Origin of the sequence: Mycetocola sp. JXN-3 (assembly GCF_014522285.1) — a bacterium.
GTDB classification, from domain to species: domain Bacteria; phylum Actinomycetota; class Actinomycetes; order Actinomycetales; family Microbacteriaceae; genus Mycetocola; species Mycetocola saprophilus.
Window position 1 is genome coordinate 1,748,993 of sequence record NZ_CP041635.1, and the last position, 22,404, is coordinate 1,771,396.

A 22,404-nucleotide genomic window follows, 5' to 3' on the forward strand; every position below is an offset into this window, starting at 1 on the left:
TCACGGCACGCAAAACCACGGTGCCCGGGCCACGGCGCACCAAACCGTCGCGTTCTCAACCACAGACGGGCGGCCACGTTTTCACGTGGCCGCCCGTTTGTGGTGTGGGTACCTAGTCTTCTTCGGTGCGTGCGCCGAAGACGATCTCATCCCAGGAGGGCATCGCCTTGCGGCCGCGACGGTTGCGGATCGCGCCGGTCGAGTTATCCACCTGCGAGGTGGGCGAGGCCGGTTCGTGCTCGATGTTCGGGGTCACCGCGCTCGGGGCCGCCGCCGGTGCCAGCGGGGCGTCGGCGGGCCGGTCCGCCGACTGAACCGGGACCTCGCCGGTCAGGGTTTCGAAGTTCTCCAGCGGCACATCCACCGGGCGCAGTCCAAAGCCGGTGTCGGCATCTGCGGCGGGCTCCACCTGACGCTGGTCGTGTTCCAGGCGCGACTCGCGCTCGGCTCGGTTCTCGCGCTCACCGCGGCGCTTGCGCAGCGCCTGCAGCAGGTCGGCCGTGTGCTGGTTGCCCTCGTCACCACGATCCTCGGCACGGTTGATCGCGGCATCGGCGGCGGCATTGGGTCCGCGGCGGTGCGACTCTACCGCGTGGGCGGGCTCAACCCGGCGCTGGCCCATCAGGCTGGCCACGGACTCGGCTGCGCCCTCGGTGGGGGCCGCCGGGGTGATCGGGGCGATGACTCCGGTTTCGAAGGCATCGGTGCTGAACCGGGCCTCGCTGGGATCCACGGTGGGTTCCACGGCGCGCAGGCGGGGGATCAGGGGGGCGGCAATCTCGCCCTGCTTGGACAGGGTCACGGCCTCGCTGTTGTGCGGGCTCAGGACATGGCGCTTGGGATCGAAGGTCCAGCGGGCGTCGTGCTCAACCCGGGCGGCGGTGAAGGACAGCTTCACGATCCAGCCCTCCTCTTCGTCCTTCCAGCTGGTCCAGCGCTCACCCTCGGCCTCGAGGGATTCCAGGCGGGCGCGGATGGCCGAACCGAAGTTGGCCTCACCCTCCTCGGTTCCCGGCACCGAGGCGGCGACCACGGGCACGCTGAGGGCCGCGGCCACCATGTGTTCACGCTCGGCCAGGATCGGGCCCTCGAAGCGGCGCACGTAGTCGGCGTCGGCACCGGTCAGTTCGGCGATCTCCTCGGCCGAGAGCCCGGCACGGATGTGTGCCTGAACCTCGCGCGGCCTAATCTTCGGGGTCGCCGCGAGCGGCGACTTCATCCGACGAAGCTGCGACTGCAGCACCTCATCGATTTCCAGTTTGAAGCGGTCCCCATTTTCCGCAGCAGCGATGAGGGCCCCATCCTCGATGCCAACAACCTTCAATTCCTGCATGTGCCCTGCCTCTTTCGGCGTCATAAATCCTGTGAACAATGGTGCCATGAATGCCGGGTGAATCGCGTAATCGCGCGGGCGCGGCGTGTGTTCCCGACAAAACGCTGGGAAAAAACGTCGCTCGGTTTGCTATTGAGCGCGGATTGTTGCAAACTATGGCCGCCGATTCAGATCGGTAAAGGCGAAGAGAAGTGGAAAAACATGGCAACGGATTACGACGCACCTCGCAAAAGCGACGACGATTCCGAATCGATCGAAGCGCTTAAGGAGCGCGTGCCGGACAAACTCTCGGGTGCCGTTGGTGACGAGGACGCGGACAACCCCGGTGGCTTTGAGCTGCCCGGTGCCGACCTCTCGGACCTCGACCTCGACGTGGTCGTTCTGCCCCCGCAGGCAGACGAATTCACCTGTGTGAGCTGCTTCCTGGTGAAGTTCCGCTCCCAGATCGACCACGAGACCAAGCTCGGCCCGGTTTGTGTGGAGTGCGCCGCCTAGGCTCTGGCAACACAGTGTCAAAAGGCCCTCACGATGAAAATCGTGAGGGCCTTTTGTGTGCCCGGCACCGCGACCCGGGTACGGGTGGGCACGCGGTCCGCAACCGGGCGGGATGACGCGAGGAGGGCGGGTCGATCGTCGGTTTCGCGACGGGCGAACACCCGCCGTGTCGGGGGCGAACCCTAGTGGGATTCGAGCTGTTCCCGACGGGCCGCCTCGATGGCACCCGCGAGCTCGCCGGCGCGACGGGTGGAGATCAGCCAGTACGGGGTCGGGTCCTGTTCATCGATGACCGGAACCTTGACCGCCTGCTGCGCCCAGGCGTTGAGCAGGAGGTACGCGCGGGCGTGCAGGTTCACGCCACGCTCGGCACGCGCGGCCTCACCGGTGAATGCCTCGGGGGTGCCCAGCTCGGTGACCGGGATGCAGGCGCGGCCGGCGCGCAGGATCCCGTCGGTGATCGAGACCGTGGGGGCCATCGTCAAAAACAGGACCACCGAGCCCAGATACAGCACCGCGGCCACCACGTATCCCACGGTGAGGGAGATCGGGAAGAACACCAGAATGCTCGCGGGGATCACCAGGGCGGTGGCCACAAACACCATGGCGGAGGGGAAAAGTCGTTCGTGATACTGGGTCATGTCTCAATCATTCATCGATGTGCATTACCCTCGATCTGTGACCGAAAGTGTTGATATCCCTATTATCGCCCGAGAAGCCCCGCGCTATGCGCAAGCGGGCGATGCGGGTGCCGACCTGATGGCCGCCGAGGCGGTCACCCTCGCCCCGGGCCAGCGTGCCCTGGTGGGGACCGGTGTCTCGATCGCGCTGCCCGATGGGCATGCCGCGTTTGTGGTTCCGCGCAGCGGCCTGGCCGCCAAGCACGGGATCACCGTGGTGAACTCCCCGGGCACCATCGACGCCGGCTATCGCGGCGAGATCAAGGTCATCCTGCTGAACACCGATTCCTCGACCCCGTATGAGATTGCGGTGGGGGATCGGATCGCGCAGATCATCATCATGCCGGTCACCCAGGCACGCTTCATTCCGGTAGATGTGTTACCTGAAAGCGAACGCGGTGAGACAGGATTCGGTTCGACCGGGTATGGTCGTCCTCAGACAGGAGCACAGGCATGATTAGGAAAAAGAACAGCACCGCCCCCGCCACCGACGCGGTGGACGTTGTGGATGCAGAGGACACCGCCGCCGAAAGCGTCGCCGAGCCCATCGACGCCAAGTCGGCCCCGGCCGACCGCGTGGAGGGTGGCCCCTATGACGAGAGCGAGGCGAACCCGGTTCGCCCCTATATCGACCTGGGCGGCGTCAAGATCCTCCCGCGTGAGGGACTGAACCTCCGCCTCGAGGTGGAGGAATCCACCCAGCGCATCATCGCCGTGGGCCTCGACTATGCCGGTTCGACCCTGCAGGTGCAGGCCTTTGCCGCCCCGCGCAGCTCGGGCCTCTGGCACGAAACCCGCGAGCAGATCACCGTGGGCATCAACGGCCAGGGTGGCAAGGTGCGCGAGGTTGAGACCGTGCTCGGTCCGGAACTGTTTGCCACCCTGCCCGGTGAGGTCACCACCGAGAACCCCGGCGGCGCTCGCGCGGCCCGGTTTATCGGCGTGGACGGCCCCCGCTGGTTCCTGCGCGGCGTGGTCGCCGGTGCGGGTGCCGAGGAGGGCAACACCGAGGCCATTGAAGCCATCGATGACCTGTTCCGGAGCGTCGTGGTTGTCCGCGGCAACACCCCGATGCCTCCGCGCGACCTGCTCGCGCTGAAGATGCCGGTGGCCCCGGGAACCGAGTAGGGCATGACCACGCCCGACTCGACCACCCCGCCGGAATCCGCGGACGGCGAGGAGATCTCTCCCAAGCTGAGCGAGACCCTCGCCCAGGTAGCCGCGCGCTCCTCGCTGGGCGCGCTGGCCTCCGGTGGCAGTAATACCGGTACCGCCCTGCTGGGGGCGATCGGCGGCGTCCGCGGCATCATCGAGGCCGTCGTTCCGGGTCTGCTCTTTGTCATCGTGTTCACGCTGACCCAGAGCCTGCCCTGGGCCGCGGGTCTGGCGGTGGGGATCGCCGTGGTGGCAACCCTGGCGCGACTCATCGGTAAGTCCTCGGTCACCGCCGCAATTGGTGGCCTGGTGGGTGTGGTGGCCTCGGCCGTCCTGGCTCTCACCACCGGCCGAGCCGAGGACAACTTCGTGCTCGGGTTCTACGTGAACTCCGGATACGCACTGGGTCTGCTGATCTCGATCGCCGTCCGCTGGCCGCTGATCGGCGTGCTGGCCGGATACCTGATGGGCGACGGCGTGGCCTGGCGTCACGACCGCTTTAAGCGCCGCGTGTTCACCTGGCTGACCCTGGCCTGGGTGGGCATGTTTGTGGCCCGGCTCGCGGTCCAGCTGCCCTTCTACTTCTCCGGAAACGTCGCCGCACTGGGCCTGACCCGGATCGCGATGGGCCTGCCGCTCTACGCGCCGGTCCTGGTGCTGACCTGGCTGATCGTCCGCTCGGTATATCGCCGCGGCGAAACGGCGGATAAACGTTCCTAGAACACTCGTGAACACCTCTGCGACCCCCTCCCGGAAACGGGCGGGGGTCGCGGTCGTTTACCCACACGCCACGCACGGATGTGAGCGACACCGCGTCGGAATACTGATAGAATTATCTCGACATCAAGATAAATAAGGACAGCCTTAGTCGCGACGTAGCGAACATGCGAACCAAGGCACCGAGTTCCCCGCTGTTGCGGCAGGGGAGGAGGGTCCTTGAACGCAGGTGCGGGCGCGCCTGTCTAGCCAGAGGAGAACGCGTAGTGTCTACCGTCAATAGCTTTGGTGCGAAGCAGAATCTGACCGTCGGGGGAACCGACTACCAGATTTTCCGCCTCGACACCGTCCCGGGACATGAGAAGCTCCCGTTTGGTCTGAAGGTCCTCCTGGAGAACCTGCTGCGCACCGAAGATGGTGCCAACGTCACCAAGGCCCAGATCGAAGCCCTCGGTTCGTGGAACCCTACCGAGGAGCCCAACACCGAGATCCAGTTCAGCCCGGCCCGCGTGGTCATGCAGGACTTCACCGGTGTTCCCTGCATCGTGGACCTCGCCACCATGCGCGAGGCCGTCTCCGCCCTCGGCGGCGACCCCACCAAGATCAACCCGCTGGCACCGGCCGAGATGGTCATCGACCACTCCGTCATCGCCGACCTCTTCGGTCAGTCCGACGCCTTCGAGCGCAACGTGGAGATCGAGTACGAGCGCAACGGTGAGCGCTACCAGTTCCTGCGCTGGGGCCAGACCGCGTTCAATGACTTCAAGGTGGTGCCCCCGGGCACCGGAATCGTGCACCAGGTCAACATCGAGCACCTGGCCCGCGTCACCATGACCCGCGAGGTCGGCGGTGCCCTCCAGGCCTACCCAGACTCCTGCGTGGGTACCGACTCGCACACCACCATGGTCAACGGCCTGGGTGTGCTCGGCTGGGGCGTTGGTGGCATCGAGGCCGAGGCCGCGATGCTCGGCCAGCCCGTGTCGATGCTGATCCCCAAGGTGGTCGGTTTCAAGCTCAACGGCGCGATCCCCGCCGGCGTGACCGCCACCGACGTGGTGCTCACCATCACCGAGATGCTGCGCAAGCAGGGTGTCGTGGGCAAGTTCGTGGAGTTCTACGGTCCCTCGGTGGCCCAGGTTCCGCTGGCGAACCGCGCGACCATCGGTAACATGAGCCCCGAGTTCGGCTCGACCGCCGCGGTCTTCCCGATCGACGACGTGACCCTCGACTACCTGCGCCTTACCGGTCGCAGCGAGGAGCAGGTTGCCCTGGTCGAGGCCTACTCGAAGATCCAGGGTCTGTGGCACAACGCCGACCACGAGCCCGTGTACTCCGAGTACATGGAGCTCGACCTGGCCACCGTGGTGCCCTCGATCGCCGGCCCGAAGCGTCCCCAGGACCGCATCGAGCTCTCGGCAGCCAAGTCGCAGTTCGAGAACGACCTGCCCGTGTACGCCTCCGCTTCTGCTGTGGATACTGACGAGCTGCTCGCCACCGCGCTGACCAGCCCGGCCCCGGCCGCCGCGTCCAAGCCGACCACCGTGACCCTCGCCGATGGTGAGTCCTTCACGATCGATCACGGCGCCGTCGCGATTGCCGCGATCACCTCGTGCACCAACACCTCGAACCCCTCGGTCATGATGGCCGCCGGGCTCCTGGCCCGCAACGCCAGCAAGCTGGGCCTCAAGGCCAAGCCGTGGGTCAAGACCACCCTGGCCCCGGGCTCGAAGGTTGTCACCGACTACTACGACAAGGCTGGTCTGACCGAGTCCCTCGAGGACCTCGGCTTCTACCTGGTCGGCTACGGCTGCACCACCTGCATCGGTAACTCCGGTCCGCTGCTCGAGGAGATCTCGGCCGGCGTCAACCAGAACGACCTCGCGGTCACCGCCGTGCTCTCGGGTAACCGTAACTTCGAGGGTCGCATCAACCCCGACGTGAAGATGAACTACCTGGCCTCCCCGCCGCTGGTCATCGCCTACGCGCTGGCCGGTTCGATGAGCTTCGACTTCGAAAACGACTCCCTGGGCGACGACCTCAACGGCAACCCGGTGTTCCTCAAGGACATCTGGCCCGCCGCCGAGGAGGTCCAGAAGGTCATCGACGAGTCGATCGACACCGCGATGTTCGACAAGCAGTACTCGAGCGTCTTCGAGGGTGACGAGCGCTGGCGTTCGCTGCCCACCCCGGATGGCGCAACCTTCGAGTGGGACGATGAGTCCACCTACGTGCGTCGCCCCCCGTACTTCGAGGGCATGACCATGGAGACCACCCCGGTTTCCGACATCGTGGGCGCCCGCGTGCTGGCTAAGCTGGGCGACTCGGTCACCACCGACCACATCAGCCCCGCCGGTGCCATCAAGGCCGACACCCCGGCCGGTCGCTACCTGACCGAGCACGGCGTCTCGCGTGGAAACTTCAACTCCTACGGTTCGCGTCGTGGAAACCACGAGGTCATGATTCGCGGTACCTTCGCGAACATCCGCCTGCGCAACCAGCTGCTGAACGACGTCGAGGGTGGCTACACCCGCGACTTCACGCAGGAGGGTGGCCCGCAGTCCTTCATCTACGACGCCTCGCAGAACTACCAGGCCGCCGGCACCCCGCTGGTGATCTTCGGTGGCAAGGAGTACGGTTCGGGATCCAGCCGCGACTGGGCCGCCAAGGGCACCTCGCTGCTCGGCGTGAAGGCCGTCATCACCGAGAGCTTCGAGCGGATCCACCGTTCGAACCTGATCGGTATGGGTGTGGTTCCGCTGCAGTTCCCGGCCGGCGAGACCGCCGAGTCGCTGGGCCTCGACGGTACCGAGATCGTCTCGATCGCCGGTATCGAGGAGCTCAACAACGGCACCACCCCGAAGACCGTCCGCGTCACCGCCGTGCCGAGTGAGTTCTCCGCTCCGGGCAAGGCCGTGGTCGAGTTTGACGCCGTGGTCCGGATCGACACCCCCGGTGAGGCCGACTACTACCGCAACGGTGGCATCCTGCAGTACGTGCTGCGCAGCCTCGTTGGCTAGCCGATAACCCCGAGAGTCCGGCCCCGGAAGGAAACTTCCGGGGCCAGCTTTGGTTTTCCGGGCGCGCGGCTCACACCCAATTCGTGCCCGAATCACCTAAACTATCCCTGTGCCTCGGACGCTGTCCGATCCACGAGTCCGCGCCCCCGCGCAGGCAGACAGCGAAGGAGTACCCATGTCGATTCTTGAGAAGATTTCATCCCCCCGTGACCTGGATGGTCTGACCGAGTCGCAGCTCAAGGTCCTCGCCCTGGAAATCCGCGAGTTCCTGATCAACAAGGTCGCGCTCACCGGGGGACACCTGGGACCGAACCTCGGGGTGGTCGAGCTGACCCTGGCGATTCACCGGGTCTTTGACTCTCCGAACGATCCCATCGTGTTTGATACCGGACACCAGTCCTACGTACACAAGCTACTGACCGGCCGCCAGGATTTCAGTCACCTGCGCGAGCGCGGGGGATTGGCCGGATATCCGCAGCGCGGCGAGTCCGACCACGACATCGTGGAATCCTCGCACGCCTCCAGCTCGCTGAGCTGGGCCGACGGCATCTCCCGCGGTTTTGCGATGACCGGACAGTCCGATCGCGCGGTCGTCGCGGTGGTCGGCGACGGCTCGCTGACCGGCGGCATGACCTGGGAAGCCCTCAACAACATGACCGACGACAACGCGCGTCGCATGGTCATCGTGGTCAACGATAACGGCCGCTCCTACGCGCCGACCATCGGCGGCATGGCACGCTACCTCAATGACGTCCGCACCCGGAAGTCCTACCGTTCGCTGCGACGCAGCAGCGAGCAGTTTTTCGCCAAGCTGGGTGCTCCCGGCCGCGCCCTCTACCGCGGTGTCCGCGGTGGCACCCACGGGTTCCTCTCCCGCGCCAGCAACAACGAGGCCCTCTACTCGAACCTCGACATTAAGTACATCGGCCCGATCGATGGACACGACCTCCACGCGATGGAGGAGGCGCTGACCCAGGCCAAGAACTACGGTGCCCCGGTCATCGTGCACGCGATCACCGAGAAGGGCCGCGGTTATCAGCCCGCCCGCGACGACCAGGACGATCAGTTCCACGCGGTGGGCAAGATCGATCCGGCCACCGGTCGCGCGCTGAGCACCAGCTCGCAGCAGAGCTGGACCGGCGTGTTCAGCGATGCGCTGCTGGCCGAGGGAACCCGCAATAAGAAGGTGGTGGCGATCACCGCCGCGATGCTGCGTCCCACCGGACTGCACGCCTTTGCCGAGCGCTTCCCCACCCGGGTCCACGATGTGGGCATCGCCGAGCAGCACGCGGTGACCTCCGCGGCCGGCCTCGCGTATGCGGGCCTGCACCCGGTGGTGGCGATGTACGCGACCTTCGTCAACCGTGCCTTCGATCAGATCCTGATGGATGTGGCCCTGCACAAGGCCGGCGTCACGTTTGTGCTTGACCGCGCCGGAGTGACCGGCCCCGACGGCCCCTCGCACCACGGCATGTGGGATCTCTCGATCCTGCAGGTTGTCCCGGGCATCCGCATCGCCGCCCCGCGTGACGCGATTCGTGTGCGTGAGGAGCTGGCCGAGGCCATCGCCGTGGATGATGCGCCGACCGTGATCCGCTTCCCCAAGGGGTCGGCCCCCGAGGAGATCGCCGCACTGCGCCGCACCGACGGCGGGGTGGATGTCCTGGCCGAGGGCGAGCGCGAGGACGTCTTGATCGTCGCCGTGGGCCCGATGGCGACCATCGCGCTGGATGTGGCCGAGCGTCTGCGGGCGCAGGGCATCGGGGCAACCGTGGTGGACCCGCGCTGGGTCGTCCCGGTGAACGAAGACGTGGTGGAGTTGGCCCGTCGCCACCGCCTGGTGATCACGCTCGAGGATGGCGTGCGGGTGGGCGGCATCGGTACCCGCATCCGTCAGCGCCTGCGTGAGGCCGGAGTGGACACCGCGGTGGACGAGCTGGGCCTGCCCGACCTGTTCATCGACCACGCCTCGCGTGAGCAGATCCTCACCGACGCCGGCCTCACCGGCCAGCAGATCGCCCGCGACGTGGTCGCCCAGGTACTCGGCAGCCGCATCCCCGTCGCCCGCCCGGACGGCGAGGACCCGCACCCAGCCACGAGCCCCGGCTTCGGAGCGGTCACCGGCAAGCAGTAGTTCTCCGGTTCCGGGTGGGCCGGACCGGTGCGGGATTACGGTGTAGCTTTCGGTGGTCGGCCGGGCGTCTAGCGCGCCTGGATGTTCCGGGTCAGCAGCGGCGGGCGGGGAAGGTCCAGCACATCGCGGAGGGTGCGGCCCTCCGGATACTCGGTCCGGTACACGCCGCGTTCCTGCAGCTCGGGCACCACCCGGTCCACAAACGTGTCGAGTCCGTGGGGCTGGAGGTGCGGCACAAGGACATAGCCGTCCACGCGACCCGAGGCCACATCGGCGGCGATCCGCTCGGCCACCGACGTCGGGGTTCCCACCAGGGTGAAGGAGCTAATCGCCCGGGTGATGACCTCGCGCAGGCTGAGGCCCTCCGCTTCGGCCTGTCCCCGCCAGGCCGCGGCGATCTTACGCCGCTCGCCCAGATGCGGTGCCTGTCCTCGACGAAGCTCATCTTCGGCGGGCTCGGCGGTGGGGAGCGGGCCGTCCGGATCAACACCGGTTAGGTCGAGGCCCCAGATGCGTTCGGCGGTCGCGATTGCCGTTTGCGGGCTCACCTGGGCATGGGCAATCTCCCGAGCATTTTGCTCCGCTTCGGCCTGAGTGTCTCCCAGCGCAAACGTTGCCGAGGGAAGGATGCGCAGATCCTCGCGACCGCGGCCGAATCGCGCCAGCCGCGCCGTCAGATCCGTGGCTAGCGCCGCCGCCGAGCCAGGCTCGGAGTGCGGAGAGAAGACCACCTCGGCGTATTCGGCGGCGAACTCTCGCCCATCCGGGGAATCACCGGCCTGCACGATAACGGGCGCGCCCTGCGGGCCGGGCACGACACCGGGCACCCGATCCAGGCGCACGTGAGCCCCGCGGAAGCCGAACTCGGCCCCCGGGCGGGCTCGCCAGAGCGCGGCGGCCGCGCGCAGCACCTCGGAGGCGCGGTCATAGCGGTCGTCGCGGTCAAGATAGCCGCCACGACGGAAGTTTGCCCCAAAGAACTCCTCGGAGCTGGTGACCACGTTCCACCCGGCCCGGCCCGCCGACAGATGATCCAGCGTGGCGAACTGGCGGGCCAGATCGGCGGGGTCATTGAAGGTGGAGTTGACGGTCGCGACCAGCCCGATGCGTTCGGTCACCGTGGACAGGGCGGCAAGCAGCGGCAGCGCGGCGGGTCGGCCCACCACGTCGAGGTCGTGAATCTCGCCCTTATGCTCGCGCAATCGCAGGCCCTCGGCCAGGAACACGTAGTCAAAGAGGCCACGCTCGGCGGTGCGGGCGAGGTGGGCAAACGAGTCGAACTCGATCTGGCTCCCCGAGGCCGGATCCGACCAGACGGTTGAGTGGTTGACGCCGGGGAAGTATCCCACCAGGTGTACCTGACGCGGTGTGTGGGCGTTACTCATCGCGGCCACCCACCTTCGCCAGACGAGCCTCGGAAAACGGGTTGCGGGCGGGCTCCACCCCCAGGAGGGCGCGCAGACTCGGCGCGACACCTCCGGCGGAGGCGGGAAGACCCTGCGCCCAGAGCTCGGTCGGGAGGTGGGTGTCCACCTCCTCGGGTCCGCGGGGCAGCGTGGCGTACCGCAGCAGGACCCCCGCCACCCCGAGCCGATGCCACGCCACCGCGCGCTCGGCGAAGGCGGCTAATGCCTCCGCTCCGGCAGGTGGCGCAACCTCGATCAGGACGCGTGCGGCACCGGCCGTGCGCAGCGCGCGGAGGGTCTGGTCCGGTTTTTTGCCCGTCGTGGCGTCCAGGATGATGGTGTCCGCATACTCGAGGGCGAAGGCCCGTTCGGCCCGCCCCGAGCGGCTCGCCGCCTCCGCCTCGGACAGGACGGGAACCCGGACCAGCAGGGGTGGGGATCCCTGCGGAGATCGCGGGACATACGAGGGCCCGTGGATCGAGAAGCGCGAACCTCGATAGCGAATCGGGTGGACGCGGTCTCGGTCGATAAAGCGGCCGGTGGCCACGTCTCGAATCTCGGCATCCTCCTCCCAGCTCTCAAAGAGGAGCCGGGCCGCCGCAATCGTCTCGCCCGCATCGGCTAGGTCTTCGAGGACCCCGCCGACACCCGCGGGTCCCGGTCGAACCAGCCACCCCGCCCGGCCGCGCGAGAGGTGGTCGAGGGTCTGCACCGCCGCGGCCAGGTGGAACGGTTCGAGCACCCCGGTCACGATCTCGGGGACCAGCGCGATCCGCCCGGTCCCCGGAGCCAGCGCGGAGGCCAGCAGTACCGGATCCAGTCCGGACCCGATGCTCGCCGAGGGCCCGGCCAGAACAAGCTGGTCGAAGCCACCCGCCTCGGCCGCGTGCACCAGCCCCTCCCAGTACGCGCGATCGTAGCGCAGCGCGGGCGGCGTGCCGGCGGGCAGGCCTCCGCCGGGATCAAGCACGAGCCCCACGGTAAACGGAGCCGGGGCGGCGGGCAGGGAATCGGTGAGTGCGGTCATGGGGTAACGCTAGGCCCGATTCGGCCGCAAAAACGCAGGGTGAACGCGGATGACAGCACAAAACCTAAGATGACGAGGTTCCCTGGACGCTGGGGAAAAAACCGGCTACTCGGAAAACACAACCGCCCCGGACCATGGGGTCCGGGGCGGAGTGAGTGGTGGCGGCTACAGCCCGCGAATCTGCGGGTCGTGGAAGCTCGCTCCAAAGGCGCGCTCGCTCGCCCCGACACGGTCCAGATACGGGGTGATCCCGCCATCGATGAAGGGCCAACCGGCCCCCAGGATCAGGCACAGGTCGATGTCTTCGGCGGCGTGTACCACGTCGTCCTCGAGCATCAGGTGAATCTCGGTGGCCAGGCCATCCTGCACCCGGCGCAGGATCTCCGCCTCGGACACGGGACTCTTTCCGCCCGAAACGAGCTTCAGCGCGCCCTTATCGAATCCCTTGACCTTGCCCTTGGCGTCCCGCTCCAGCAGCGTGCCGTAGTCGGCCAGCTTGTGCAGGTTCTCCGAGCGGTAGAAGCGCTCGGGGAACGCGTTGTGATGGGTGTCCAGCACATGTGCTCCCACCTTGAGGCCCACCAGGTCGAGCAGCGCCGAGGGGGCCATCGGGAGGCCCAGCGGTGCCAGGGCCGAGTCCACGGCAGCGAAACCGGTGCCGGCATCCACCGCGCGCATGGCCTCGCCCAGCAGGACCGCCAGCACGCGGTTGACCACGAAGCCCGGGGTATCGCGGGTGATCACGGCGTTCTTGCGCAGGTTCTTGGCCACCACCATCGCGGTGGACAGGGTCTCGTCGTTGGTGGCGGGTGCCTTGACCACCTCGATCAGCGGCATCACCGCGACCGGGTTGAAGAAGTGGAAGCCGACCAGGCGTTCGGGATGAGCGAGCTTGGCTCCGATCTTCTCGACCGAGAGCGAGGAGGTGTTGGTGGCCAGGATGGTGTCCTCGCGCACAATCTTCTCGAAGTCGGCAAACACGTTCTGCTTGATCTCCAGCTCCTCGAACACCGCCTCGATGACCCAGTCGCAGTCGGCAAACTCGGCCCGATCGGTGGTCCCGTGGATCAGCGCAGCAAGACGGTTGGCCTCGTCGCTAGAGATGCGGCCCTTCTCGGCCAGGGCTCGGATCTCGTCGCGGATATGGGACACACCCTTGTCTACCCGCGCCTGGTCGAGGTCGGTGATGACCACCGGCACCTGCAGGCGACGCACAAACAGCAGCGCGAACTGGCTGGCCATCAGGCCTGCCCCGATCACACCCACCTTGGTGATCTTCTTGGCGAGGGCCTTATCGGGAGCCCCCGCGGGTCGCTTGGCGCGCTTTTGCACCAGGTTGAAGGCGTAGATCGAGGCGCGGAACTGGTCCCCGGCGATCAGCGTGGTGAGTGCCTCGTCCTCGAGCGCGAAGCCCTCCTCGCGCGAGACGGACTTGGCGGCCCTGATCAGATCCAGCGCCAGATACGGGGCGACCGGCTCGGTGCCGATCTTCGACTCCAGCGTCTTGCGTGCGATACCGAGGGCGATGTCCCACTTGGCCAGGCGCTCGAGCTTGCCCGGCACGTTCGGACGCGACACCCTGGTGGTGCCCTCGATGACCCCGGAGGCCCAGGCGAGCGAGGATTCCAGGAACGTCGCCGACCCGAAGCTCGCATCGGCGATCCCGAGTTCCAGGACCTGCGCCGGACGCAGCATCCGGTTCATCTTGAGCGGGTTCTCGATGATGACCTTGAGGGCGTTTTCGATGCCGATCAGGTTGGGCAGCAACCAGGACCCACCCCAGCCGGGGATGAGGCCCAGGAAGACCTCGGGCAGTCCGATCCCGGCAGCCGAGGCATCCACCGTGCGGTAGTCACTGTTCAGGGCGATCTCCAGGCCACCGCCCAGGGCGAGGCCGTTGATGAAGGTGAAGGTGGGTACCCCGAGGGTGTGCAGCTTGCCAAACACGTGGTGGCCCAGGCGGGGGAGCAGGCGCGCGACCTCGATGCTGTCGAGATCTCCCACCTTGGAGAGATCGGCACCGGCGGCCAGGATGAACGGCTTACCGGTGATGGCCACACCGGCAATCTCCCCGGCGGAGGCGCGCAGACGCAGCGCGTCCAGGACCGCGCCGAGTTCGATCAGCGTCGCCGGACCAAACGTGTTGGGACGAGTGTGGTCCCGGCCGTTGTCCAGGGTGATCAGCGCCAGGGTCTTGCCCGAGGCCAGTCGAACATCCTGCACAAAGCTGTGGGTGACCACCTCGTCGGCCGAGGCCTCGACGAGCGGGGAAAAGTCGATGGTGGAGTAGTCGGTCATAATCTACTTCTTTCCGTTCCAGTTCGGGTTCTCCCAGATGACGGTGCCGCCCTGGCCGAGTCCCACACACATCGCGGTGAGCCCGTAACGCACGCCGGGGTTCTCGGCGAACTGCGCGGCGAGCTGGATCATCAGGCGCACACCCGAGGCCGCCAGCGGGTGGCCGAGGGCGATGGCGCCGCCCCAGGCATTGACCCGCGGATCGTCATCGGCGATGCCGTAGTGGTCCAGGAAGCTCAGCACCTGCACCGCGAAGGCCTCGTTGAGCTCAAACAGACCGATGTCCTCGATCTTCAGGCCGGCCTTGGCCAGCGCCTTCTCGGTCGAGGGAATCGGGCCCAGGCCCATCAGCTCGGGCTCGACGCCCGCATAGGCGAAGGAGACCATCCGCATCTTCGGGGTCAGCTTGAGGTCGTGGACCGCCTGGCTTCCGGCGAGCAGGCTCACCGTGGCCCCGTCGGTCAGCGGCGAGGAGTTACCGGCGGTGACGCGGCCATGCGGACGGAAGGGCGTGCGCAGCGTTGCCAGGCCCTCCATCGTGGTCTCCGGACGCATGCCCTGGTCGGTGTCGGCCAGGCCCCAGCCCGCCTCGCTGCGCAGCGCGATCGGGATCAGATCCGGCTGGATCTTGCCGTTGCGGTACGCCGCCTCGACCTTCTGCTGGCTGCGCAGGCCGAAGTGGTCGGCGCGCTCCTTGGTCAGCTGCGGGAAGCGATCGTGCAGGTTCTCGGCGGTAATGCCCATGTTCAGGGCGTCCGGGCTGACGATCTTCTCCGCCAAAAAGCGCGGGTTCGGGTCGGCATTGAAGCCCATCGGGTGCCGACCCATGTGCTCCACACCACCGGCGATGGCCAGGTCGTAGGCTCCGAAGGCCACCCCGGCCCCGAGGGCGGTGACCGCAGTCATCGCCCCCGCACACATGCGGTCAATCGCGTAGCCGGGCACCGTGGTGGGCAGGCCCGCCAACAGCGCGGCGGTACGACCGAGGGTCAGGCCCTGGTCGCCCTGCTGAGTGGTGGCGGCAATCGCGACGTCGTCAATGCGTTCCCCGGGAACACCGGGGTTTCGTTCAAGTAGGCCGATCATGGCCTTCACCACGAGATCATCGGCGCGGGTGTTCCAGTACATGCCCTTTTCACCGGCACGTCCGAACGGGGTTCGCGTTCCATCGACGAAATAGACGTCGTTTTTCTTGGCCACACTGCCTCCTAGAGGAATCGATTGATTCGATCCTAGGGATGACCGCGGGCGCTCAGCTACCCCTTTGATGCTTCCTACGAAACCGCGCCGTCGTCATCCAAAACAATTTGGGGGGCTTCTACAAACGCATCGGCGATTAGCTGTGAGGTTTCCTCAACCTGCCAGGGGCGCGCCCCGAGCTCGGCGAGGGCCGCTCCGACCGCCTCGGCGGTCAGCTCGGTCGGCGGCTGCCAGGCCACCCGACGCAGCAGCTCCGGGGTCAGTAGGTTCTCCACCGGCATCAGGATCTCTTCGGCATGGGCCTGCACCCGCGGGCGGGTAACCCGCAGGCGGTGGTTCGCCTCGGGGTTCTTTTCGGCCCAGGCACGGATCGGCGGCAGTGTATCGGTGTGAATTCGCAGCGGCGGCAGCTCGGTCTCGTGCTGCCCGCGCTCGATCGCCTCCCACCACGTATTCAGCTCGGTCCGGCTGGCGCGGCCGGTGAAGGCGCGCATGCCGGCGAGCTGGGCGCGGGTCTTGGGATTGGCCTTGACCGCGGCCTGCAACGCGGCATCGGGGACCAGGCGTCCCGGGGCCACGTCCCGACGTCGTGCCAGGGTGTCGCGGGCGACCCACAGTTCGCGGGCCACCGCCAGGATCTGCCGGTTGCGCGCGCTCGGGGCACCCGAGAGCTTGCGCCACGGGTCGACCTTGGGCGCGGGGGCCGGCTTGGCCAGTTCGGCGTCAAACTCCTGCCGAGCAATCTCGGTCTTATCGGCCTCGATCAGCAGCTTCTCGACCTCGTCACGCAGATCCACCAGGAGCTCCACGTCCAGGGCCGCATACTCCAGCCAGGACTGGGGGAGCGGACGGGTGGACCAGTCGGCGGCCGAGTGCTCCTTGGCCAGGTGGATGCCCAGCAGGGACTCCACCACGGCGCCCAGACCCACCCGCGGCATGCCCAGCAGTCGGGCGGCCAGCTCGGTGTCAAAAATCTCGCGCGGATCCAGGCCCACCTCGCGCAGGCACGGAAGGTCCTGGCTCGCGGCGTGCAGCACCCACTCGGCGTCGCCGATCACGGCCTGAAGCTCGTGCATCGATCCCAGCGCGATCGGGTCGTAGAGGAACATGCCCGAGCCTCGGCGGAAGACCTGGATCAGGTAGGCCCGCTGCGAGTAGCGGTAGCCCGAGGCGCGCTCGGCATCCACGGCCACCGGTCCGTGACCGGCCGCCAGGAGTTCCAGGGAGGCGGCATACGCGCGCGGGGTGTCGATCACCTTTCGCGTGGCACCCGCGGGGGCACCCTCGCTCTGGGCCAGCGCCTGGGCGGCCGCCGCGGTGGCGCTCACCGAGACCACCGGTGCCGACGCGGCAGCGCCGGCCGGGGCCGACGCACGTCGGGACCGGGTACGCGTGCGCGACGCCGAACCGGAGGAGGCCTGTTCAACCTCGACGGTGTCGGCGGAGACGGGCTCATTCGATGCGGCGGCGGACGGTGCGGTGTTTCCTGCGGGAGCCGATGCTCGTCTGCGGCGCTCAGGCACGGGGGCCTCTGCGGCGACCGATCATGGTCACTCCTTCTTCGGTCGGGGGAAGGCCCGCGAGGAGACACAGCAGGTCGCCCCAGCCTTCGACATGGGCGCCGATTTCGGCATTACTGGGCGACCAGGACGCGCGCAGCTCAAGCTGTGTGCCGTCTCCGGCACGGGCGAGCTCGCCAAAACCCGTTGATATTACCTTAGTGGCGGTGCCACTCGCCGCGCCAAATTGGGCATCGCGCGACTCCAGGGCATCCATCAACCAAGACCAGGCAACCCCGGCCATGAATGGGTCCACACCGAGCTCGGGTTCGAGTGGGGCCTGGGCGAAACAGATCACCCGAAAGACCCCGCCCCAGGCCTCGGGGGCCGCGGGGTCATAGAGCAGGACAAAGCGGCCGGCACCGTGCTCGGAGTCCGCCGCATGCGGGGCATCTCGACGCCCCCGCTCGGGCGGAATGACATCGGCGGCCAGGGCCAGCGCGTACGGCGCAAGACGCTCCGGCGCGGTAATCTCATGGACCCGCAGTTCGGGGCGTAGGATCACACTTCGGATGGCGTCGCGTGCCCGGAGAAAGTCAGCCGGGGCGAGTCCGTCCGTTACCGAATCAGTCACGATTGCAGACTAGAGTTAGTTGGCTATGAATTCTTCACGCCGCGCCGGAGCTCGCGCGTTAATCCTGCCCGCGGCGGCCGTCGCCGCCACCACCGCCATTGTTGCGGCCGGAATCGCGACCGTCTCGGCGATCCTGGCGCGCGAGGTGGTGACGCCTCCGGGTCCGGATGCGCCCGATACCCAGGTCCTGGGAATCAACGAGATCGAGGGCACCATCGTGCTCTCGCGCACCGACTTCACGGTCCTGCCCGGACAGTACGGCATCTGGTACGGACGCCCCGAACGCCTGGTGCGCATCGGCGAGGTTGTGGCGGTCGGGGAGCACACCGTTACCCGCGAGCTACCCGCACAGAATCTGCGCGGCCTGGTGAGCCACGGCGGTGGACGCTTCACCGCCTGGGTGGATGCCGACCCCACGACCGTGGCCGAGCACTGGGAGAACGTCCACATCCCGGTAGACAACGGCGTGGCACCCGCCTGGCTGTTCCCGGTTGAGGACGAGAACGCACCCTGGCTGGTGGTGGTGCACGGCCGCGGTACGCGTCGGGGCGAGGGCCTGCGGGCGGTTCCCTCCGCCCAGGCCGCCGGTTACAACGTGCTCCTGCTGTCCTACCGCAATGACGGCGATGCACCCGCCAGCGCCGATGGCCGCTATGGGCTGGGCCTGACCGAATGGCACGATGTGGACGCGGCCCTGGGCTGGGTCCGGGCCCGCTCGGCGGCGCGCATCGTGCTGATGGGCTGGTCCATGGGTGGCGCGATTTCCCTGCAGACGGTCCTGAATGGCGAGCACGGTTCGGAGGTCTCCGCGCTGCTGCTGGATTCCCCGGTGATCGACTGGGCCGAGGTCCTGGCATTCCAGGCCCGCGAACGGCGTCTGCCGCGCCCCGTGCGCGACATCGCCGTCCACCTGCTCGGCGCCGGCTGGGCCTCCGGGATCACCGGACTCGGCGAGCCTGTCCGCCTTGACCGGATGAATTTGGTCGCCCGGGCCGACGAGCTGCGCATCCCGACCCTGATCCTGCACAGCGTGGACGACGATGTGGTCCCCGTCGAGGCCTCGCAGGCGCTGGCGATCGAGCGGCCGGACATCGTCACGCTTGAGGAGTTCGGCGTGGCCCGGCACACCAAGCTGTGGAACTTCGACCGCGAACGCTGGGAGCGCCTGGTGCATGAGTGGCTCGACGCTCAGCGCGATCCGTCCACGCAGGACTAACCAGAAACGACCCGGTGGGATCTCCCACCGGGTCGTTTTCTTTGGCCGGGCGCTCGGCCTGGGCTCGCTCGGCCCGGGTTTGCTCCGCAGCCGCCGCTCCGCCCACCGCCTGTGCGGCCGCGCTATTCCGCGGTGCGCGGACGGAAGCGCTGATACAGCGTGCCCTCATCGTCCAGCATCAGGCCGTGCAGGGTGTAGCGGGTCACCAGGTGCTCGGTCTGACCAAACACCGGCTGCGGCGGCAGGACCACGCTGGGCGCCGCGGTGAGGAAGATCTCATCGATCGCGCCGGCGGCCAGGAAGCTACCGGTCACGGTCGGGCCACCCTCGCAGATCACCCGATTGAGCCCGTGTTCGGCCAGGGTCGCGAGGATCTGAGCGGGGGACGGATCGGCGGCTTCGATGCCGATGACCGCGCGGACCCGGCCATCCATCCGGGCGGTCACCTTGGGTACCGAGGCGCGCGGGCACAACACGATCAAACGTTCCCGGGCACCCTCGTTATCGGGCACGTCGCCCAGATCCCCGCTGCGGGTCAGCACGGCCAGGGCGGCCCGGCGCGGAATCGTATATCCCTCGGCCCGCAGGCTCTGCGCGCCCACCAGTACCGCGTCCGCCTGGTCGCGAATGACGCTGAGGATGGTGCGATCCACCCGGTTGGAGATGGTGTCGCTGGTGCCGTCCTCGCCGGCGGCGGAGCCGTTCATCGTGGTGATCATGTTCACCGCGGTCCAGGATTCTCCGGCGAGCGCGTAGCGTTCGGCGATCCACTCGCGCGCCTCGGGCAGCGCGGGATCGATGCTCTCTCCGCTGGCGGGGAGGAGCTCGGTCAGACTACTCATGTCCGGCCAGCAGGCGAATCTGACGCTGGGCACGACGGATCATCCCGGTCATCCCGGCCAGACGAAGCGGGGACACGGCGCGGGCCAGCCCCAGTCGCTGCGAGTAGTCGGAGGGCACGGCCAGCGCCTCCTCGATGCTCAGCCCCGAGAGCCCCTGAACCAGAATGCTGGCAAAGCCGCGCGTAGTGGGGGCCTCCTGGGGCGCGGTCGCAAACAGCTGCACGAGTCCGGCCTCATCCAGTTCCACCCGGATGAACACGGGGGACTGGCACTCGGCCACGCGCTCGAGCTCCTCGGGGTGGTCGCTATAGCGAGCGGGCAGCTCGGGAAGTTCGCGGGAGAAGTCGAGTAGCAGTTCAAGCCGCGAGTTTTCGTCGAGGTCGAGGAAGTCCTCGCTGATCTCGGCGAGCGCGGCGGGCAGCGCGTTATCGGTCATGGGACACCATTATGCCAGCCTCGGGCACGACGGGCCGTGGATTTCGCCCAGAGTGAAGGGCCGCGGGGAATCCCCGCGGCCCTTGGTCCACCCCGTTCCTAGTGAGCGGACGCCCGGGCGCCGCGCGCCGGTCGGGTTCCGCGTTCGGAACCCTGGACGATGGGCACCCGCACGGCGTTGCCCCACTCGGTCCAGGAGCCGTCGTAGTTGCGAACCGCCTGGAATCCCAGCAGATAGCGCAGCGCGAACCAGGTGTGGCTGGAGCGCTCCCCGATCCGGCAGTAGGTAATGACCGACTCGGTGGGGGCCAGACCGAGTTCGCCGCGGTAAATCGCCTCGAGCTCCTCGCGGGTCAGGTAGCCGCCGTCGGCCGCCACGGCCCGAGCCCAGGGGACGTTATGGGCGGTGGGGATGTGACCGCCACGCAGCACACCCTCCTCCGGGTAGTCCGGGTGGGTCACGCGTTCGCCGGTGTACTCCTGCGGGGAGCGGATGTCGATCAGCGGGTTGCCCAGGTGGTCGATCACGTCGTCGCGGAAGGCACGCTCGGTGTGGTCATCGCGTTCGATCACCGGGTAGCGGGTCGCGATCCGGTCGGGAATATCGGTGGTGATGTCTCGGCCCTCGGCGATCCACTTATCCCGCCCGCCATCCAGCAGGCGCACGTCCGGGTGCCCAAACAGCGTGAAGACCCACAGCGCGTAGGCCGCCCACCAGTTACTCTTATCGCCATAGATCACCACCGTGTCATCGCGCGAGATTCCCTTGGCCGACAGCAGCTCGGCAAATCCCTCGCCGTCGACGTAGTCGCGCACCACCGGGTCATTGAGTTCGGTGTGCCAGTCCACCTTGACCGCGCCGGGGATGTGACCCACCGAATAGAGCAGCACGTCCTCATCGGATTCCACCACCACGAGTCCCGGTTCGCCGAGGCGATCGGCCAGCCAGGAGGTGGAGACGAGTTTGCCCGGGTGTGCGTAGTCGGCAAACTTGGGGTCGGAGGTATCAAAGGCGAATGTCACGGGGTTCCCCTCGGGTTGCACCGGCAATCGCCGGTCCGGATGGTGGCTGATGGGGCGGGTTCACAGCCGACACCCCACGGGCACGCGCCTCGTGGGACTAGGCTAGGAGCCGACGCCCCACCTTCGAATGTACGCACCTTTGCGCGGCTTGTCATCAGGGTGGCGAAAGAATCCGACACACGAGGTAGCCCCCACATGACCGCAGCCCCCACGCAGCGTCGCATCAGCCTGACCGAACGCACCCCGCGCAGCGACGCGCAGGCCATTATCGCCGGGCTCACCCCGCCCCCGCAGTTTGCGCAGGCCTCGTTTGAGAACTATCGACCCGATGCCGACTATCCCAGCCAGGCCGAGGCCGTCACGATCCTGACCGAGTTTGCCGATGCCTGGGGCGTGCAGCGCTCGGGTGGCTTCTTCGGCCGGAAAAAGAAGGCGCCGACGGTTCAGCCGGGCATCTACCTCGACGGTGGCTTCGGCGTGGGCAAGACCCACCTGCTCGCCTCGCTCTGGCACCGGGCGCCGGGTCCCCGCAAATACTTCGGCACCTTTATCGAGTACACCTCGCTGGTGGGTGCCCTCGGGTATCAGCAGGCCGTGCAGGCGCTGACCGGCGCGACCCTCATCTGCATCGACGAGTTTGAGCTCGACGATCCGGGTGACACGATGCTGATGACCCGCCTGCTCGGGGAACTGGTTGCCTCGGGGACCCGCATCGCGGCCACCTCGAACACCCCGCCCGGCGCGCTGGGGGAGGGACGCTTCGCCGCGGCCGACTTCCTGCGGGAGATCCAGGCGATGTCCGCGCACTTCCGCACCCTGCGTATCGACGGAACCGACTACCGACGCCGTGCGGTGAGCGGATCCTGCATCGTGACCGACCCGGCGGACTTCGACACCGCGCTGACCGCCGGTCTGCCCGTGGAGGCCGAGGTCTCGGACGACGCGTTCGACACCATCCTGAACCACCTGCAATCCGTGCACCCGTCCCGCTATGCGGGGCTGATCACCGGGCTGTCCCGGCTGGGGATTCGTGACGTGCACGAGCTCACCGACCAGACCCGCGCCCTGCAGATCGTGGCGTTCATCGACCGCGTCTACGACGCCCAGGTCCCGATCGTGGCCTCGGGGATCGCGCTGGATCAAATCTTTGGCGACGGCATGCTGGAGGGCGGCTACCGCAAGAAGTACCAGCGCGCGATCTCGCGCATGATCGCGCTGACCCACGCGGCCACGGTGACCGAGTAGTCCGCGCTGACCCACTCAGCCACGGTGACCAAGTAGTCCGCAGGGGCC

General features: G+C 67.6%; 19 protein-coding genes. 8 read left to right on the plus strand and 11 right to left on the minus strand.

Translation table 11 applies throughout. The features are described from left to right. Window positions 1-112: 112 nt before the first annotated feature. Window positions 113-1,333, minus strand: a complete 1,221-nt coding sequence (gene sepH / locus C7C57_RS08050) for a septation protein SepH (protein ID WP_187976039.1) — start codon at window positions 1,331-1,333, stop codon at window positions 113-115. Between the two features lie 201 nt (window positions 1,334-1,534). Here sepH and C7C57_RS08055 point away from each other — a divergent pair, with 201 nt between their 5' ends. Further along, window positions 1,535-1,828 carry a DUF4193 domain-containing protein gene (locus C7C57_RS08055; protein WP_030143580.1) on the plus strand — a complete coding sequence of 98 codons (294 nt, stop codon included), beginning with the start codon at window positions 1,535-1,537 and terminating at the stop codon, window positions 1,826-1,828. 182 nt (window positions 1,829-2,010) lie between these two features. Here the strand turns inward: C7C57_RS08055 and C7C57_RS08060 are convergent, their stop codons facing one another. Beyond that, window positions 2,011-2,469 (minus strand): DUF3093 domain-containing protein, encoded by a 459-nt coding sequence (locus C7C57_RS08060; protein ID WP_187976040.1) that lies wholly within the window; start codon window positions 2,467-2,469, stop codon window positions 2,011-2,013. A 37-nt stretch (window positions 2,470-2,506) separates the two neighbouring features. On the opposite strand from C7C57_RS08060, the gene dut reads away from it, so the two are divergent. The 5 genes from dut to dxs all read left to right on the plus strand — a co-directional run bounded on the left by dut (window position 2,507) and on the right by dxs (window position 9,531). Further along, entirely contained in the window at window positions 2,507-2,965 is a 459-nt protein-coding gene (gene dut, locus C7C57_RS08065) for a dUTP diphosphatase (RefSeq protein ID WP_030143578.1), read from the plus strand. Continuing rightward, on the plus strand, window positions 2,962-3,636 hold the full coding sequence (locus C7C57_RS08070; protein WP_187976041.1) for a DUF3710 domain-containing protein: 675 nt from the start codon (window positions 2,962-2,964) through the stop codon (window positions 3,634-3,636). Before dut ends, C7C57_RS08070 begins: the two co-directional genes overlap by 4 nt. A gap of 3 nt (window positions 3,637-3,639) precedes the next feature. Further along, window positions 3,640-4,383 carry a DUF3159 domain-containing protein gene (locus C7C57_RS08075; RefSeq protein ID WP_187976042.1) on the plus strand — a complete coding sequence of 248 codons (744 nt, stop codon included), beginning with the start codon at window positions 3,640-3,642 and terminating at the stop codon, window positions 4,381-4,383. 263 nt (window positions 4,384-4,646) lie between these two features. Next, window positions 4,647-7,397, plus strand: a complete 2,751-nt coding sequence (gene acnA / locus C7C57_RS08080; RefSeq protein WP_030143575.1) for an aconitate hydratase AcnA — start codon at window positions 4,647-4,649, stop codon at window positions 7,395-7,397. A 175-nt stretch (window positions 7,398-7,572) separates the two neighbouring features. Beyond that, window positions 7,573-9,531 (plus strand): 1-deoxy-D-xylulose-5-phosphate synthase, encoded by a 1,959-nt coding sequence (dxs, locus tag C7C57_RS08085; RefSeq protein ID WP_187976044.1) that lies wholly within the window; start codon window positions 7,573-7,575, stop codon window positions 9,529-9,531. Between the two features lie 68 nt (window positions 9,532-9,599). Here dxs and C7C57_RS08090 read toward each other — a convergent pair whose 3' ends face one another. The 6 genes from C7C57_RS08090 to C7C57_RS08115 form a co-directional block, all read right to left on the minus strand. Further along, the gene (locus tag C7C57_RS08090; RefSeq protein WP_187976045.1) at window positions 9,600-10,916 is read right to left on the minus strand and encodes an LLM class flavin-dependent oxidoreductase; all 1,317 of its coding nucleotides are present in this window, start codon (window positions 10,914-10,916) and stop codon (window positions 9,600-9,602) included. After that, window positions 10,909-11,964 carry an LLM class flavin-dependent oxidoreductase gene (locus C7C57_RS08095; protein WP_187976046.1) on the minus strand — a complete coding sequence of 352 codons (1,056 nt, stop codon included), beginning with the start codon at window positions 11,962-11,964 and terminating at the stop codon, window positions 10,909-10,911. The genes C7C57_RS08090 and C7C57_RS08095 overlap by 8 nt, the downstream gene beginning before the upstream one ends. A gap of 165 nt (window positions 11,965-12,129) precedes the next feature. After that, window positions 12,130-14,262 (minus strand): 3-hydroxyacyl-CoA dehydrogenase NAD-binding domain-containing protein, encoded by a 2,133-nt coding sequence (locus C7C57_RS08100; RefSeq protein WP_187976047.1) that lies wholly within the window; start codon window positions 14,260-14,262, stop codon window positions 12,130-12,132. 3 nt (window positions 14,263-14,265) lie between these two features. Beyond that, window positions 14,266-15,462: a thiolase family protein gene (locus tag C7C57_RS08105; protein ID WP_187976048.1), complete on the minus strand. Its 1,197-nt coding sequence runs from the start codon at window positions 15,460-15,462 to the stop codon at window positions 14,266-14,268. Between the two features lie 74 nt (window positions 15,463-15,536). Further along, the gene (locus C7C57_RS08110) at window positions 15,537-16,718 is read right to left on the minus strand and encodes an HRDC domain-containing protein (RefSeq protein WP_255505830.1); all 1,182 of its coding nucleotides are present in this window, start codon (window positions 16,716-16,718) and stop codon (window positions 15,537-15,539) included. A 259-nt stretch (window positions 16,719-16,977) separates the two neighbouring features. After that, window positions 16,978-17,595 carry a DUF3000 domain-containing protein gene (locus tag C7C57_RS08115; protein WP_030143567.1) on the minus strand — a complete coding sequence of 206 codons (618 nt, stop codon included), beginning with the start codon at window positions 17,593-17,595 and terminating at the stop codon, window positions 16,978-16,980. A gap of 25 nt (window positions 17,596-17,620) precedes the next feature. On the opposite strand from C7C57_RS08115, the gene C7C57_RS08120 reads away from it, so the two are divergent. Next, window positions 17,621-18,811 carry a S9 family peptidase gene (locus tag C7C57_RS08120; protein ID WP_187976049.1) on the plus strand — a complete coding sequence of 397 codons (1,191 nt, stop codon included), beginning with the start codon at window positions 17,621-17,623 and terminating at the stop codon, window positions 18,809-18,811. Window positions 18,812-18,933: 122 nt separating this feature from the next. Here C7C57_RS08120 and C7C57_RS08125 read toward each other — a convergent pair whose 3' ends face one another. The 3 genes from C7C57_RS08125 to C7C57_RS08135 all read right to left on the minus strand — a co-directional run bounded on the left by C7C57_RS08125 (window position 18,934) and on the right by C7C57_RS08135 (window position 21,111). Then, complete coding sequence (locus C7C57_RS08125; protein WP_051701877.1) at window positions 18,934-19,653, minus strand: dihydrofolate reductase family protein; 720 nt, start codon at window positions 19,651-19,653, stop codon at window positions 18,934-18,936. Continuing rightward, window positions 19,646-20,089, minus strand: a complete 444-nt coding sequence (locus tag C7C57_RS08130) for a SufE family protein (RefSeq protein ID WP_187976050.1) — start codon at window positions 20,087-20,089, stop codon at window positions 19,646-19,648. The genes C7C57_RS08125 and C7C57_RS08130 overlap by 8 nt, the downstream gene beginning before the upstream one ends. 98 nt (window positions 20,090-20,187) lie before the next feature. Then, window positions 20,188-21,111, minus strand: coding sequence for a sulfurtransferase (locus C7C57_RS08135; protein WP_030143563.1), 924 nt, complete (start codon window positions 21,109-21,111; stop codon window positions 20,188-20,190). Between the two features lie 195 nt (window positions 21,112-21,306). Between C7C57_RS08135 and zapE the strand changes: the two genes are divergently transcribed. Continuing rightward, a complete protein-coding gene (zapE, locus tag C7C57_RS08140) occupies window positions 21,307-22,356 on the plus strand; it encodes a cell division protein ZapE (protein WP_187976051.1) in 1,050 nt (349 codons plus the stop codon). Window positions 22,357-22,404 lie beyond the last annotated feature (48 nt).

What these genes read in the sequence shown, in the direction of transcription:
- sepH (WP_187976039.1), bottom strand. Translation starts at nt 1,333, where the DNA reads ATGCAGGAATTGAAGGTTGTTGGCATCGAGGATGGGGCCCTCATCGCT.
- C7C57_RS08055 (WP_030143580.1), top strand. Translation starts at nt 1,535, where the DNA reads ATGGCAACGGATTACGACGCACCTCGCAAAAGCGACGACGATTCCGAA.
- C7C57_RS08060 (WP_187976040.1), bottom strand. Translation starts at nt 2,469, where the DNA reads ATGACCCAGTATCACGAACGACTTTTCCCCTCCGCCATGGTGTTTGTG.
- C7C57_RS08070 (WP_187976041.1), top strand. Translation starts at nt 2,962, where the DNA reads ATGATTAGGAAAAAGAACAGCACCGCCCCCGCCACCGACGCGGTGGAC.
- C7C57_RS08075 (WP_187976042.1), top strand. Translation starts at nt 3,640, where the DNA reads ATGACCACGCCCGACTCGACCACCCCGCCGGAATCCGCGGACGGCGAG.
- dxs (WP_187976044.1), top strand. Translation starts at nt 7,573, where the DNA reads ATGTCGATTCTTGAGAAGATTTCATCCCCCCGTGACCTGGATGGTCTG.
- C7C57_RS08090 (WP_187976045.1), bottom strand. Translation starts at nt 10,916, where the DNA reads ATGAGTAACGCCCACACACCGCGTCAGGTACACCTGGTGGGATACTTC.
- C7C57_RS08095 (WP_187976046.1), bottom strand. Translation starts at nt 11,964, where the DNA reads ATGACCGCACTCACCGATTCCCTGCCCGCCGCCCCGGCTCCGTTTACC.
- C7C57_RS08100 (WP_187976047.1), bottom strand. Translation starts at nt 14,262, where the DNA reads ATGACCGACTACTCCACCATCGACTTTTCCCCGCTCGTCGAGGCCTCG.
- C7C57_RS08120 (WP_187976049.1), top strand. Translation starts at nt 17,621, where the DNA reads ATGAATTCTTCACGCCGCGCCGGAGCTCGCGCGTTAATCCTGCCCGCG.
- C7C57_RS08125 (WP_051701877.1), bottom strand. Translation starts at nt 19,653, where the DNA reads ATGAGTAGTCTGACCGAGCTCCTCCCCGCCAGCGGAGAGAGCATCGAT.
- C7C57_RS08130 (WP_187976050.1), bottom strand. Translation starts at nt 20,089, where the DNA reads ATGACCGATAACGCGCTGCCCGCCGCGCTCGCCGAGATCAGCGAGGAC.
- zapE (WP_187976051.1), top strand. Translation starts at nt 21,307, where the DNA reads ATGACCGCAGCCCCCACGCAGCGTCGCATCAGCCTGACCGAACGCACC.